The organism is Frankia sp. Hr75.2 (assembly GCF_949319125.1).
Classification (GTDB): Bacteria; Actinomycetota; Actinomycetes; order Frankiales; family Frankiaceae; genus Parafrankia; species Parafrankia soli.
This window is the reverse complement of sequence record NZ_CASGGV010000037.1, coordinates 1-13,508: the sequence shown is the minus strand read 5'-3', so window position 1 is coordinate 13,508 and position 13,508 is coordinate 1. Positions and strand designations below refer to the sequence as shown.

Below are 13,508 nucleotides of genomic sequence, written 5' to 3'. Positions count from 1 at the left end.
CTGGCTGGGTGGGGCGGGGCCGCGGCACCCTGAACAGGTCCTGGGGTGGAGCCTGATCACGTCTCCGGGTAGAGGGAGTAGGAGGGGAAGTTGCCGTAGAGGCGTTCGTTCGGGTCCGCGCCGACGGTGACCGCGCGGACGAGGTGCTCCCCGCCGACGAACGCGCCCTTCCACGACGCGCCGCGCCCACCGAACGGCTCGGCCCGGTCGCCTCGCGAGCGGGGCTTGTTGACGCCGACCTTGAACGCGGCGAGCTCCCCGGCGAGCCGGCGCGCCGTGGTGTCGTCGTCGCAGGCCAGTGAGGCGACGAGCGCGCCGTTCGAGGCGTTCATCGCGGACAGCAGCTCGGCCTCGGAGTCGACGACCACGATGCTGTCGACCGGCCCGAACGGCTCCGCGTGGTGCAGCGCGGCCGACGGCGGCGGGTTGAGGATCGCCACCGGTGGGACGTAGGCGGCCCGGTCCTGGCCGGGCAGGAACCGGCCGTCGGCGAGGTCGCCGCGGTAGAGCGGCACGCCGCCCTTGGTCACCGCTTCGTCGATCTTGGCGGCGAGCTCCGCCGCCTTCTCCGCGGTGATCACCGGCCCGTAGTCGAGGTCGGGCAGCGGGTCGGAGTCGTCCGCCACGGCGAGGGGATGCCCGAACCGCACCGAGGAGACCACCGGCAGGTACATCTCCAGGAACTTGTCGAAGAGCTGGCGCTGGACGACATAGCGCGGGTAGGCGGTGCAGCGCTGCTTGCCGTACTCGAAGCCCTTGCGCAGGTGCGAGGCGAGCAGGTCCCACTGGGAGAAGTCCCAGATGCCCCAGGCGTTGAGGCCCTCCTGCTCGAGGAAGTGCCGCTTGCCGGTGTCGACGAGCGCGGCGGCGACCTGGCCGCCGGCGGAGCGCCCGCCGACGAACGCCAGGCAGCCGATCTCCGGGGCCCGCACCAGCGCGGACGACAGCCGCGACCCCGACCCGGAGACCAGCGACACCGGCAGCCCGGCCCGGCGGGCGAGCGCGCAGGCCAGCGTCAGGCAGGCCGCCCCGCCGTCGGTCGGCGTCTTGGCGATCGCCGCGTTGCCGGCGAGCACCTGGACGAGCATGGCGTGCATGAGCACGCTCATCGGGTAGTTCCAGCTCGCGATGTTGCTGACCGGGCCCGGCAGGGCCGCCCGGCCGCCGATCATGGAGTCGATCTCGTCGACGTACCAGCGCACGCCGTCCAGGGCGCGGTCGACGTCGGTGCGGGCGAGCCGCCACGGCTTGCCGATCTCCCAGACCAGCAGCAGTGCGAGCAGGTCGCGGTGCTCCTCCATCGCCTCGATCGCGGCGGTCACCCGGGCCTTGCGGTCGGCCAGCGGGACGTCGCGCCATTCCTTGTGGTCGTCGAGGGTCGCGCGGATGGCCTCGCGCGCCTCGTCGGGCTCGATCATCGGCGGGCCGGCGATCGGGGTGCCGTCCACCGGCGTGAGGCTGTGCAGCGGGTTGCCGGTGCGACGCCACTGACCGCCCCACAGGTTGAGCAGGCGGTCCTCGTGGAACGCTTCCGGGGCCTCCTGCCGGGCGCGCGAGTAGGCGTCGGCCCAGGCGGTGCCCGGCTTGAGACGCAGGCGGGACGGGGGAGTGCTGGCTGCGGCGTCCATCTGACGAGGGTCTCTCTGATCCGATCGCGGCGCCACCAAACAGCCTTCAATGCCGTCGCGCACGCGGTACATCCAGGAGACTCAGATAACTGGTTATGAAGCACCTGTTACCCGGATCGTGTTGCTACCGCGCGTCGTTGCCTGGTTGTGCTGAGCAGCCGGATGAATGTGCCCGCCGGGGCCGTGGGTGGACGTCCGCACAGCTCGCGAGCCTGTTGGTGGGCCGGGGTCGCGTCCCGGACGGAGAGCAGAACGTCCCACTACGCCAAACTTGCGGTGAAGCCGCGTACTATTTCCGGCATGTCGGATGCGTTAAGGACATGGAAGTCGGAGGTGACTTCAGCGCGGCTGCGACCTCATGTGTGTAGTGCATCACGTAGAGTGGGCAGGTGTCCGAACCGGCTTTCGCCTGCGGTGGAGAAGCCGCGTGGCGTAAAAACCGAACTCGATTTCCGGATGTGTGATGACGGCCAGTGTGGTGCCGCCGTCGGCCGCTGATGCCGACCCGACCCGTGACGTGACGCCGATACGGGTTCTCGTCGTGGACGATCACGAGCTCTTCCTCCAGGGCCTGCAGACCGTGCTGGAGACCGAGGAGGACATTTCGGTGGTCGGGCGCGCGGCGGACGGGCAGGAGGCACTGACCCTGGCGTCCGGCACGACGCCGGACATCGTCCTGATGGACGTGCGGATGCCGGGCCGCGACGGCATCGCCGCCGCCGGCGCCATCAAGCGCGCGGTGCCGCGCACGCGGATCGTGATGCTCACCGTTTCGGACGAGGAGTCCGATCTGTTCGAGGCGATCAAGGCGGGGGCCGTCGGCTACCTGCTGAAGTCGATCCCGCCGCACGAGGTGGCCGACGCGGTGCGTGCCGTGCACAACGGCCAGAGCCTGATCAGCCCCTCGATGGCCTCGAAGCTCATGGTCGAGTTCGCGACGATGGCCCGTGGGGGGGAGGACCGCCCGCGCGCGCACGCGCCCCACCTCACCGCCCGCGAGCTCGAGGTCCTCAAGCTGGTGGCCGAGGGCCGGGCGAACCGCGAGATCGCGCGGAAGCTCTTCATCAGTGAGAACACCGTGAAGAATCACGTTCGCAATATTCTTGACAAGCTTCAGCTGCACTCCCGCATGGAGGCGGTGATGTACGCCGTCCGCCAGGGCCTGTTCGACATCGAATAAGTGTCTCCGGTGTGCTCTGGGAGTGTGTTCGGTGTGAATGGCGCGGTGGGTGTCGCCGGAGCGGCCGGGAGCGGCGGTGTTCGCCGGATGATCATCTGGTGATCCTCGTGTGATCTCCGGACGTGGCCGGTGCGTGCCATCGGGAGCACCGACGGGCCGCGTCCGGCGCGATCATCCGTACTCTGCGCGTCTTCTTCGTGGTGTCGGGCCTGTACAACGCTTTTCCCGTAATGGGTGAATTGTCCGTTCTGGAAATCGTGTGTCGCCCGGAACGGAACCAGGGGTGACCATGAATGGCATCGGCGGGCGGACGGCAGGGAAGAGGCAGGTGGGAAGCCTGGCAGCCGCGTAGAGCGGATGCCGGTCCGGTGTGAACGCCGCGGCGGCGCGGGAGATGGACGGATCTGGAAGGGCTCGCCATGCCGGACCGCCCGGCACGGGCCACACTTCCGGGCCGGTGGTGTATCCACGCCCGGTTCAGCGCGAGACGTGGCAGACAGAGTTGTGCGGTCCTTTCCTGCATTCCACCCCATACGATGTCGATGTTGGCTAGCGTCATCGGTCGACCAGCACGCTCGGATGTCCGGCGAGATCGATCGAGCAGCTCGAACGCCGGGACAGCGCCATCGGGGAGGTGAGGAGCCCGGTCCTCGGCGAGGGCCACGTCCTAGGCCGGATTCCTCCGGCCCGCGATCTGTCAGCGTCCGTCGGGTTCGTCATCCGTCGGGTTCGTCGAGCGCTGGCCGTCCGCGCGACCACTCGTCCCACGGTCTGTCATGACCGGGGAGGTGAGTTCACCGGTGACCACAGCGGAGCAGCCGTCCGGGGCCGACACGAGCCCGGGGCGGCCGAGCATCATCAATCAGATCTGCCTAACCTGCCGAGGCGGGCGAGCTGTCTTCGAGCTTCGGGCCGCCGACCAGGGCGGCACCGCGCCGCATCTCGAGCCTTGCCGCCACTGCGCGGGAAAGGGCCGACACGTAGGCCTCATCCCGCCGGTATGACCATATTTCCGATGTTGTGAACCGGGCTCCGGCGGCCGAGGAGCACGGTCCCCCGCCACGGCCGCCGGAGCGCCGCCGCGCCCCGCTATCGCATGGAGAGGTCCGCACTCGCGGAAATCGACCGGCTGCGCGCGCTTCGCATGCTCGGATTCAGGTCGGATCGCGACATCCGGGTGCTGGCGACCGTGGCCGCCGAGAAGGGCGGCATCGACGCCCACATCGGCGTCGTGCGCCGGGCCCGGTCCGGCCGCTCGGTGGGCGCAGGTGGGGTGCCGGTCAGCGCCGATGCGAGGGCGCTCTCGTCGGCACCCTTCTCCCGCCTCGGCGTGGGGCCCGTCGCGGCGCCGTTGCGGGTGGCGGACTCCCTCGCCTGCGCGCGGGCCGCGCTGAGGTTCGCCGTCGAGCGCCCGCATCGTGATCACAGCAGTGCGGCGGGATGCCCTGAGCGCGAGCGGCAACGCCATCCCGCGACGAAGAGAGGGGGTCCCCCGCAGGCGGCGGCCCCCTCTATCTGGGGTGAGTGACGGGACTTGAACCCGCGGCACCCGGGACCACAACCCGGTGCTCTACCAACTGAGCTACACCCACCATCGCCCGGATCTCACCGGGCGCAGCCATCGTACCGGGTGAACGTGCCCGTGCGGCAGCCGGGTCACGATCGAGTGCCGAAATCCGTCCGATTCCCATCCGGCGGCGGTCCGCGGGTGGCTCCGGTGCGCCCGGTGGGCCCGGTGGGCCCCGGAGGCATGGTGGGCGCCGGGGGTTCGGTGAACGCCGGGGGCGCGACTGTCAGGAGGCGCGGATCGCGGCGGCCGCGGCGCGGGCCGCGTCGGTGGTCGGGCCGGGCTGGGGCACGAAGAGGATCTCGCGGTAGTACCGCAGCTCCTCGATGCTCTCCCGGATGTCGGCCAGGGCGCGGTGCCCGCCCGACTTCACCGGGGCCGCGTAGTACGCCCGCGGGTACCAGCGCCGGGCCAGCTCCTTGATCGAGGAGACGTCGATCATGCGGTAGTGCAGGAAGGTGTCGAGCTGGGGCAGGTAGCGGGCGATGAACGTGCGGTCGGTCGCGATCGAGTTCCCGCACAGCGGGGCCTTGCGCGCCTCCGGGACGAACCGGCGGATGTAGCTGAGGAGTTGCTCCTCGGCCTCGTCGAGCTTGAGGTCGGAGCCGCGCACGGCCTCGGTGAGCCCGGAGGTCTCGTGCATCTCGCGGACCACCGGGAGCATCTGGTCGAGGGCCGCGTCCGGGGCCGCCAGCACGAGGTCGATGCCTTCGTCCAGCACGGTGAGCTCGCTGTCGGTCACCAGGCAGGCGACCTCGAGTAGCAGGTCGGAACCGGCATCCAGGCCGGTCATCTCGCAGTCGATCCAAACCAGGCGATCCATCCCGCTCACATTAGGGATTTCCGTCGCTGTCGTCACGTACCGCCTCCGGATCCGGCCCCGCCCACCACGTCACGTCCCGACCTGCCTCCATATTCACCGTGAGGTGGGGTTGCTTCCAGTCGCGGTGCTCAGGCCGGCGGCCGGCTCGCGACCGGCCCGGCGCCGACACCAGCGGCTGCGCCGGCCGGGGTGGAGTTCTGGATCGTGAAGGTGATGCTGCGCGCGGGCACACCGGGGCGCTCGGCCCTGGCCTCGAGCGAGTAGACGCCGTCCATCACGGCGCTCGTCTCCCAGCCGGTCTGGTGCGGGGCGAACAGGTAGGGCGCCACGCTCACCGTCATGGGATAGCGGCTGCCCGTCGGGCCGGTCAGCGTGTAGTGGATCTCGCCGATGTCACCGGTCGTCTCCAGGCTGATGTGCCGGAAGCCGCGCAGCGTCTCGTTCTCGAGGACGCCGTTGAACCCGACGATCACGCCGGGGGGCGCGGTCCGCGGTGGCGCCGTGCTGGTCACCGGCGGGATGATGCTCTCCGCGTCGACCCCGGAGTACCGGGCGTCGTCCGACAGGCGACTGTGGTACTCGACCACGAGCACCGGCATCATGATCAGCGCGGCGAGGAACAGTGCCAGGCCGACCCAGCCGCGCCGGAAGGCGTCCACGCCGCGCGCACCTTTCGCCACGGTTGCGGTGAAGCACCGAGTCTAGCCCGTGCGTTACCGCCACCCCGGCGGGGCGACCAGATCAGCGGGGCCTGCGGCCCGGTGGTCTGGTCGGCCTGCGCCCGGGGCCGCGGTTGTCCCGCGGACGCTGGCGTCCCCGTAGTCGACTCACTGCCAGGATGCGCTCCTGTGCGACGCGCTCCTGCCGAAGGCACCGGCCACGATCCACGCCCCGAAGGTAGCGGGCCGGACGGCCCTTCGTGGGCGCCGTCACAAGGTGTTAACCGAACTGCCGGCGTGTCGCGTGCGTTCCGGACCCGCGCGTCGCGTCGGCACGTAGGTGCCGCCGCCGCCGTTGTGAGAGGCGGCGGCGGCACCCAACTAGTCGCCAACGGACAATCTCAGGCCGCCACGGCGTGGGTGTGCGTCGTGTCGAAGGCCGGTTCCAGCGCCAGCTCAAGCACTTCGCGGACGTCCGCAACCAGGTGCACGGTCAGCGCCTCGCGGACCGCTGCCGGGACGTCGTCAAGGTCCGGGCCGTTGCGCGCCGGCAGGAGCACCGTTGTGATGCCGGCGCGGTGCGCGGCGAGCAACTTCTGCTTGACCCCACCTATGGGTAGCACCCGACCGGTCAGCGAGACCTCGCCGGTCATCGCCACGTCCGCGCGCACCGGGCGCCCGGAGAGCAGGGATGCCAGCGCGGTGGTCATCGTGACCCCGGCGCTCGGCCCGTCCTTGGGCACCGCGCCCGCCGGGACGTGGATGTGCACCCCGCGGTCACGCAGGTCGCCGACCGGCAGTTCGAGCTCCACCCCGCGCGAGCGCAGGTAGGACAGTGCGATCTGCGCCGACTCCTTCATGACGTCGCCGAGCTGCCCGGTCAGCGTCACTCCGCCGGCCCCGGTCTCCGGGTCGGCCAGTGACGCCTCGACGAACAGGACGTCCCCGCCGGCCCCGGTGACCGCGAGCCCGGTCGCCACCCCCGGCAGCGCGGTGCGCTCCGCCGACTCCGGGGTGTGCCGCGGCCGTCCGAGGTATCCGGCCAGATCGCCGGCGCCGATCGTGACCGGCAGGGCGGTCTCGTCCAGTGCGACCTTCGCGACGACCTTGCGCAGCACCCGGGCGGTCGCCCGCTCCAGGTCACGCACGCCGGCCTCGCGGGTGTACTCGCCGGCCAGCAGCCGCAGCGCCGCGTCGTCCACGGTGACGTCGTCGGGGGTCAGCCCGGCCCGCTCGAGCTGGCGCGGGAGCAGGTGGTCGCGGGCGATGGTGACCTTCTCCTCCTCGGTGTAGCCGTCGAGCAGGATCAGTTCCATCCGGTCCAGCAGCGGCGCCGGGATGGACTCCAGCACGTTCGCGGTGGCCAGGAACAGCACGTCCGACAGGTCGAGCTCGACCTCCAGGTAGTGGTCGCGGAAGGTGTGGTTCTGCGCCGGGTCCAGCACCTCGAGCAGCGCCGCCGTCGGGTCCCCGCGGTAGTCGGAGCCGACCTTGTCGACCTCGTCGAGCAGGATCACCGGGTTCATCGAGCCGGCCTCGCGGATCGCCCGCACGACGCGGCCGGGCTGCGCACCGACGTAGGTGCGCCGGTGGCCGCGGATCTCCGCCTCGTCGCGGACGCCGCCGAGCGCCACCCGAGCGAACCGGCGGCCCATGGCGCGGGCCACGGACTCGCCCAGCGAGGTCTTGCCGACCCCGGGCGGCCCGGCCAGCGCGAGCACCGCGCCGCTGCGGCGCCCACCGACGACCCCGAGCCCGGCGTCGGCCCGCCGGCGGCGGACCGCCAGGTACTCGACGATCCGGTCCTTGACGTCGCTGAGCCCGGCGTGGTCGGCGTCCAGCACGGCCCGCGCCGAGGCGATGTCGTAGGTGTCCTCGGCGTGCTCGTTCCACGGCAGCTCCAGGACGGTGTCCAGCCAGGTGCGGATCCAGCCGACCTCGGGGGAGGACTCGGCCGTCCGCTCCAGCTTGTCGACCTCCTTGAGCGCCGCGGCGCGGACCTTCTCCGGCAGGTCGGCGGCCTCGACCCGGGCTCGGTAGTCCTCCTGCTCGGAGGACGCGGGTGACCCGTCCAGCTCGGCCAGTTCCTTGCGGACGGCCTCCAGCTGACGGCGCAGCAGGAACTCCCGCTGCTGGCGGTCGACGCCCTCCTGGACGTCGCGCCGGATGGTCTCGGCCACGTCGACCTCGGCGGCGTGCTCCCGCGTCCACGGGACGAGCAGCTCCAGCCGGGCGGTCACGTCGACGGTGCGCAGCAGCTCCAGCTTCTGCGCGGTCGACAGGTAGGACGAGTAGCCGGCGGTGTCGGCCAGCGTGTCGGGGTTCTCGATCGCCTCGACGGTGTCGGCGACCTGGCCGACCCCGCGGGCGCGCAGCACCCCGGTCACCAGCGTGCGGTACTCGCGGGCGAGCTCGACCAGCCGGGCGGCCGCGCCGTCGGGGTCGCCGGTGGCGCCGGTGGCACCCGGCGTGCCCGCGGTCGCCGTCGCGCTGATCGTGCCGGTGAAGCCGGCCGGGAGGACCGGCTCGACGGGGGTCGCCTCGGCCCACACGACACCGGTGTCGGCGGCGCCGGGCGGCGTGGGGGCGGTGCCGACCCGGGCGCGGGACACGGCCCGCACGAGCGCGGCCGTCCCGCCGTTCGGCAGCCGGCCGATCTGGTCGACGACGGCGAGGACGCCCGTCTCGGCGAGGTCGCCGTCCACCCGGGGGACGAGCAGGATCTCGGCGGTGCGCTGGAAGGAGCGGCTGGAGATGCCCGGCGCCCTGGCGTCGGGTGTGGAGTCGGGCCTGCCGCCGCGGGCCGCGTCCACGGCGGCGCGGGTCCCGGCGTCCGACAGGTCGAGCGGAACCACCATGCCGGGCAGGACGACCGCGTCGTCCAGCGGCAGCAGCGGGAGGAGCCTGGTGTGTGACATGCGGCCTTCATCCCTCGTGTCGAGCGGCTTGGGCCCACTCTCATTGAGCCTGTTGTGCTCAAGGCATCGGAGCGGATCGTTGTTCCCGAACCTGATCGCCCTGGGTGAACGCCGCTGTCTGCGTGAGATGTCGCGAGATATCACGAGATGTGATGTGCGGGCCGTGATGCGCGGGATGTGAAGGTGCTCGAGGTGTCGGGAAGGGTCGGGCGTCCCGGTGGGTTGAGGGGGTAGTTGCATCAGCAACTGTTAGGTCGGGTGGGAGCGAGGTCTCGCCCCGTCGACCGGGCAGGGGTCCGATGAGAGGATCTGCCTGGTTCCGTAGGAGGTCACCATGCCAGCCGTCACCGCCGACGCCCTCACGCTGCCGAGGCTGTCCGCGCCGGGTCTCGGCGATGTCGAGCGCCCGGTGAAGAAGGTCGTCACCGCCCCGTCCGGGCTGGAGGGGGAGGGGTTCCCCGTCCGCCGGATGTTCGCCGGGGTGAGCATGGCCGACCGCGACCCCTTCGTCCACGCCGACCAGATGGGCGAGATCGACTACGCGCCCGGTGAGCCCAAGGGGACACCGTGGCACCCGCACCGCGGCTTCGAGACCGTCACCTACATGATCGACGGCACCTTCCAGCACCAGGACTCGCACGGCGGCGGCGGCCTGATCGCCAACGGCGCCACCCAGTGGATGACGGCCGGCTCCGGCATCCTGCACATCGAGACCCCGCCCGAGGCACTCGTCGTCAGCGGCGGCCGGTTCCACGGTGTCCAGCTCTGGGCGAACCTGCCGGCGAAGGACAAGTTCAGCGCGCCCCGCTACCAGAGCATCGAAGGGGAGGAGGTCGCGCTGATCGCCTCCCCGGACGGCGGCAGCCTGGTCCGGATCATCGCCGGTGACGTCGGCGGCTTCCGTGGCCCCGGGTCGACCCACACGCCGATCGCGGTGGTGCACACCACGGTCAGCCCCGGCGCGCGGGTCAGCCTGCCCTGGAACCCCGAGTACAACGCGCTGGTCTACGTCCTGGCCGGTCAGGGCACCGTCGGTGCGGACGACACGCCCGTGCGCCTCGGCCAGACGGCCGTGCTGGGCGCGGGGGACCGCATCACCCTCGCGGCGAACCCGACCCAGGACTCGCACACCCCGAACCTGGAGGTCCTGCTGCTCGGTGGCCGGCCGATCCGCGAGCACGTCGAGATGTACGGGCCGTTCGTCATGAACACAAAGGACGAGCTCCGCCAGGCGATCGAGGACTTCCAGGCCGGTCGGCTGGGTGTGATCCCGGAGAACGCCCTGATGCCGCACCGCGGGTGAGCCTGCCGCCTCGTGGCTGAGGGTGCCGAGAGCCGGGTCCGAGCCGCCCGGCCCTCGCGGGTGCCGCCATCCGGCACCCGCGGGGCGCTGCTCCGTCCCGGCGGATGCCGCTGCCCGGCCCGGGACCGACCACGATTTAACCGAGGATGCCGGCGGACCGCACCCGGTCGTTCACATACGGGAACGGCCGTGATGATATCAACCGGTACATCGGGCAATTCGTGGATCATCGGTCGGGCTCCGGCATGGGCGGCACCCGGCAGCAAGGGAGCGGATCATGGTTCGGGAGATCGGCCGGACCGGTCCGGAGCAACAGGGCCCGCGGCGGCGCGACTGGCCGTCGACCACCCTGCTCGGGCGGCTGCCCGAACAGACCCGGGCGGCATTCGTCGGTCTGGGCCCCTACCGTGAGTACGCCAGCGAGGAGATCGTCCTGCGGGAGGGCGACGGCACCAACTTCGTCGTGCTCCTGCTGAACGGGTGGGTCAAGGTCACCGCCTCCACCGAGAACGGCGGCTTCGCCCTGCTCGCCATCCGCCACGGCGGCGACCTCGTCGGCGAGCAGGCCGGCCTGGACGGTGAGCCCCGGTCGGCGACGGTCACCGCGGCCGGGGCGGTGCTGGCGAAGGTGATTCCGCTGGAGGCGTTCCTCGCCTTCCTGCGGTCCCATCCCGACGCGGGCCCTCCTGTGCTGCAGTCCGTCAGCGCCAAGCTGCGCAACGCGACCCGGCGCCGCGTCGAGTTCGGCGGGTGCTCGGTAGCCGTCCGGCTGGCCCGCGTGATCGTCGAGCTCGAACGCGCCTACGGGGCTGACGCGACGGACGGCCCGGGGCGGCGGGTCCAGATCGCCCTCACCCAGCCCGAGCTCGCCGCGCTCGTCGGCGCCGCCGAGCCGACGGTGCACAAGGTCCTGCGCGAGCTGCGCCAGCAGGGAGTCATCGATACCCGCTACCGCTCCATCGTGATCCGCGACGTCGAGGCCCTGCACCGGGCCGCCGGGACGACGCGCCCCCGCTGATCGTCGTCGCTCGGACAATCCCATCGCATGACGATGTGTTCCGTGCCCACAGCGTGAACAGTTGCCTCCGACGGACCGTGACCATCGGAGGCTGTGCGTGAACGAGACGATGCCCGGCATCCGGCGGCTGTGTATCGCCGTCGCCGCATACGACAACGGCCGGGAGGGCCAGCTCCCGGAGGGCTCGCCGGCCTCGCCGCCGCTCGGGGCCGTCCTGGACGAGACCTGCGCGGCGGCCGACGTCCGGTGCGCGCACTGGGCCAACCGGCCGACCGGGGGCGAGCTGGCGGTGTTCCCGCCCGGCATCGACGAAGGCCGGGTGGTCTCCGACTTCGTCCGCGAGCTGCGCCGCACCCTGGTGCGGGTGAACGCGGAGTCGGCGCCGCGGCTGCGGCTGCGGGTCGCGCTGCACCAGGGCATCACCCGCGTCGACGAGCAGGGCTACGGGGGGCGCGCGGTGGTGAAGGCGTGCCGGCTGCGCGACGCCGACATCCTCGACCGGGAGCTCGCGGAGCACCCGGAATCGGACCTGGTGCTCATCGTCTCCAGCGAGCTGTTCGACGACGTGGCCGGCGACACCGTGGCCGGCGACGACGTTTCGGGCGATCATCCGCCGGACCTGTGCCGCGCCGACTTCCGGCCGGTGACCCTGGACGTGCCCGAGAGCGGCCAGCGCGCGCTGGCGTGGGTGCTGGCCCCCGCTCCGCCGCCCACCCGCCCGGCCCTCGCCTGGCGGCGCCCGGCCGAGCGCGACACCTCCAGCCGCGCGGGGGCCTAGAACACGGAGCGTGGGCGGGGGGGGGCGGGGCGGCACGGCCCCCCGGCGGCGGGGGGGGGGGGGGGGCCCCGCCCCGCGGGGGCGGCGGGGGCCCCCCCCCCCCCCCCCCCCCCGCCGGGCCCCCCCCCCCCCCCCCTCTGGGGGGGGGGCGGGGCGCCCCGCACCCGGGGCGCCGCGGTTCCCTCCCGGCCCAGTCCGACGTCCGGTGCAGCCCGGCACCTCGGTGTCTGGCCCGGCTCGGCTGGCCGTGTGGGCCGGCGGGCATGCTGGTGCGGTGCTTCGTCATGTCCTCGCGACCCGCTATGCCACGCCCCTGCGGGAGGGCGGCAGTCTTCCCGGCGTCATGGAGGGCGACGACCTCGGAACGTGGGTGGTGAAGTTCACCGGCGCAGGGCAGGGGCCCAAGGCGCTCGTCGCCGAGGTGATCGTCGGCGAGCTCGCGCGCGGCCTGGGCCTGGCCGTACCCGAGCTGGTCCTCGTCGATGTCGACCCGGATCTCGGCCGAACGGAGCCCGACCAGGAGGTTCAGGACCTGCTCCGGGCGAGCCCCGGCCGCAACCTCGGCATGGACTACCTGCCCGGCTCGATCACCTACGACCCGCTGGCGTTCCCGGTGGAGCCGGCGCTCGCCGCCCGGGTCGTCTGGCTCGACGCGTTCACGCTGAACGTCGACCGCTCCTGGCGGAATCCGAACCTGTTGGTGTGGGGCTCCCACCTGTGGCTGATCGACCATGGGGCGGCCCTGTACCCGCACCATGACTGGCCGGGCGCCGCGGCGGCGGTCGACCGGCCGCTGCCCGGCTTCGCCGACCACGTCCTGCTCCCCGTGCTGGGCGCGGACGCACCGGAGCTGCTCGCCGCCGCGGACCGGGAGCTCGCACCCGCGGTCACGGCGGACCTGCTGTCCCGGATCGTCGAGCTGGTGCCGGCGGAGTGGACGGACGTGCCCGGCTCGGCCTACGTCGACTGGCTGCTGTCCCGCGTCGAGGGGGACCGTCCCTGGCTGGCGGCGATGCTCACCCCCGCCGAACCGCTCGTCGCCGCCGAGCGGCGTACCGGACGTCCCGACTGGCTGCTGGGAGGCTCCGGTGCCTGATCTGTTCGAGTACGCGATGATCCGCGTCGTGCCGCGAGTCGAACGCGGCGAGTGCGTCAACGTCGGTGTCCTGCTGTGGTGCCAACGGGCCGGCTTCCTCGGCTCGCGGTGCGTCGTCGACCGGGAGCGCCTCGCCAGCCTCGATCCGTTCCTCGACCAGGACACGGTGTCGGCGAGCCTCGCGGCCCTGCGCCGGGTCTGCGCCGGCGGCCTCGACGCCGGACCGCCTGGCCGGCTCCCCGGCGGGGAACGGTTCCGCTGGTTGACGGCCCCGCGCAGCACCGTGGTGCAGACGTCGGCCGTCCACACCGGTTTCACCGACGACCCCGCGGCCGAGCTGGACCGGCTGGTCGAGCTGCTCGTCGCCCGCCCCGGTCCGCCGCGGGGCTGAGGCGACGTCGCTCGCGGGCCCCCCACGTGCCCGCGAGCGACGCGCCGGTCAGGGCCGGCCGCGGGCACGCCTCCCCGCGCCCAAGGTTTGCGGGCGGCGTGGGGGGGGCCCCGCGCGGGGGGGCCCCGGGCGGCCGGGGGGGGGGGC

Annotated in this window: 11 protein-coding genes and 1 tRNA gene; 7 read left to right on the top strand and 5 right to left on the bottom strand. The window is 72.5% G+C overall.

Annotation, left to right across the window (positions count from 1 at the left end; translation table 11 throughout):
* Positions 1 to 56: 56 nt before the first annotated feature.
* The gene (locus AC559T_RS04445) at positions 57 to 1,628 is read right to left on the bottom strand and encodes an aldehyde dehydrogenase family protein (RefSeq protein ID WP_498867845.1); all 1,572 of its coding nucleotides are present in this window, start codon (positions 1,626 to 1,628) and stop codon (positions 57 to 59) included.
* Positions 1,629 to 2,091: 463 nt separating this feature from the next.
* Between AC559T_RS04445 and AC559T_RS04440 the strand changes: the two genes are divergently transcribed.
* Positions 2,092 to 2,808: a response regulator gene (locus AC559T_RS04440; RefSeq protein ID WP_020572678.1), complete on the top strand. Its 717-nt coding sequence runs from the start codon at positions 2,092 to 2,094 to the stop codon at positions 2,806 to 2,808.
* Between the two features lie 1,096 nt (positions 2,809 to 3,904).
* On the top strand, positions 3,905 to 4,336 hold the full coding sequence (locus AC559T_RS04435) for a hypothetical protein (protein ID WP_498867844.1): 432 nt from the start codon (positions 3,905 to 3,907) through the stop codon (positions 4,334 to 4,336).
* Here AC559T_RS04435 and AC559T_RS04430 read toward each other — a convergent pair.
* The 4 genes from AC559T_RS04430 to lon form a co-directional block, all read right to left on the bottom strand.
* Positions 4,325 to 4,400: transfer RNA gene (locus AC559T_RS04430), tRNA-His, on the bottom strand. The two genes, AC559T_RS04435 and AC559T_RS04430, sit on opposite strands and share 12 nt — an antisense overlap.
* A gap of 201 nt (positions 4,401 to 4,601) precedes the next feature.
* Positions 4,602 to 5,198: an oligoribonuclease gene (orn, locus tag AC559T_RS04425; RefSeq protein WP_198145380.1), complete on the bottom strand. Its 597-nt coding sequence runs from the start codon at positions 5,196 to 5,198 to the stop codon at positions 4,602 to 4,604.
* Positions 5,199 to 5,326: 128 nt separating this feature from the next.
* Entirely contained in the window at positions 5,327 to 5,857 is a 531-nt protein-coding gene (locus AC559T_RS04420) for a hypothetical protein (protein WP_498867843.1), read from the bottom strand.
* Between the two features lie 401 nt (positions 5,858 to 6,258).
* Complete coding sequence (gene lon / locus AC559T_RS04415; protein WP_498867842.1) at positions 6,259 to 8,775, bottom strand: endopeptidase La; 2,517 nt, start codon at positions 8,773 to 8,775, stop codon at positions 6,259 to 6,261.
* A 334-nt stretch (positions 8,776 to 9,109) separates the two neighbouring features.
* On the opposite strand from lon, the gene AC559T_RS04410 reads away from it, so the two are divergent.
* The 5 genes from AC559T_RS04410 to AC559T_RS04390 all read left to right on the top strand — a co-directional run bounded on the left by AC559T_RS04410 (position 9,110) and on the right by AC559T_RS04390 (position 13,361).
* Complete coding sequence (locus tag AC559T_RS04410; protein ID WP_498867841.1) at positions 9,110 to 10,078, top strand: pirin family protein; 969 nt, start codon at positions 9,110 to 9,112, stop codon at positions 10,076 to 10,078.
* A 277-nt stretch (positions 10,079 to 10,355) separates the two neighbouring features.
* Entirely contained in the window at positions 10,356 to 11,096 is a 741-nt protein-coding gene (locus AC559T_RS04405) for a Crp/Fnr family transcriptional regulator (RefSeq protein WP_071061036.1), read from the top strand.
* A gap of 97 nt (positions 11,097 to 11,193) precedes the next feature.
* Positions 11,194 to 11,874, top strand: coding sequence for a hypothetical protein (locus AC559T_RS04400; protein ID WP_498867840.1), 681 nt, complete (start codon positions 11,194 to 11,196; stop codon positions 11,872 to 11,874).
* 274 nt (positions 11,875 to 12,148) lie between these two features.
* Complete coding sequence (locus AC559T_RS04395; protein WP_112108177.1) at positions 12,149 to 12,970, top strand: HipA family kinase; 822 nt, start codon at positions 12,149 to 12,151, stop codon at positions 12,968 to 12,970.
* Complete coding sequence (locus AC559T_RS04390) at positions 12,963 to 13,361, top strand: DUF3037 domain-containing protein (protein ID WP_498867839.1); 399 nt, start codon at positions 12,963 to 12,965, stop codon at positions 13,359 to 13,361. Before AC559T_RS04395 ends, AC559T_RS04390 begins: the two co-directional genes overlap by 8 nt.
* The last annotated feature ends 147 nt before the right edge of the window (positions 13,362 to 13,508 follow it).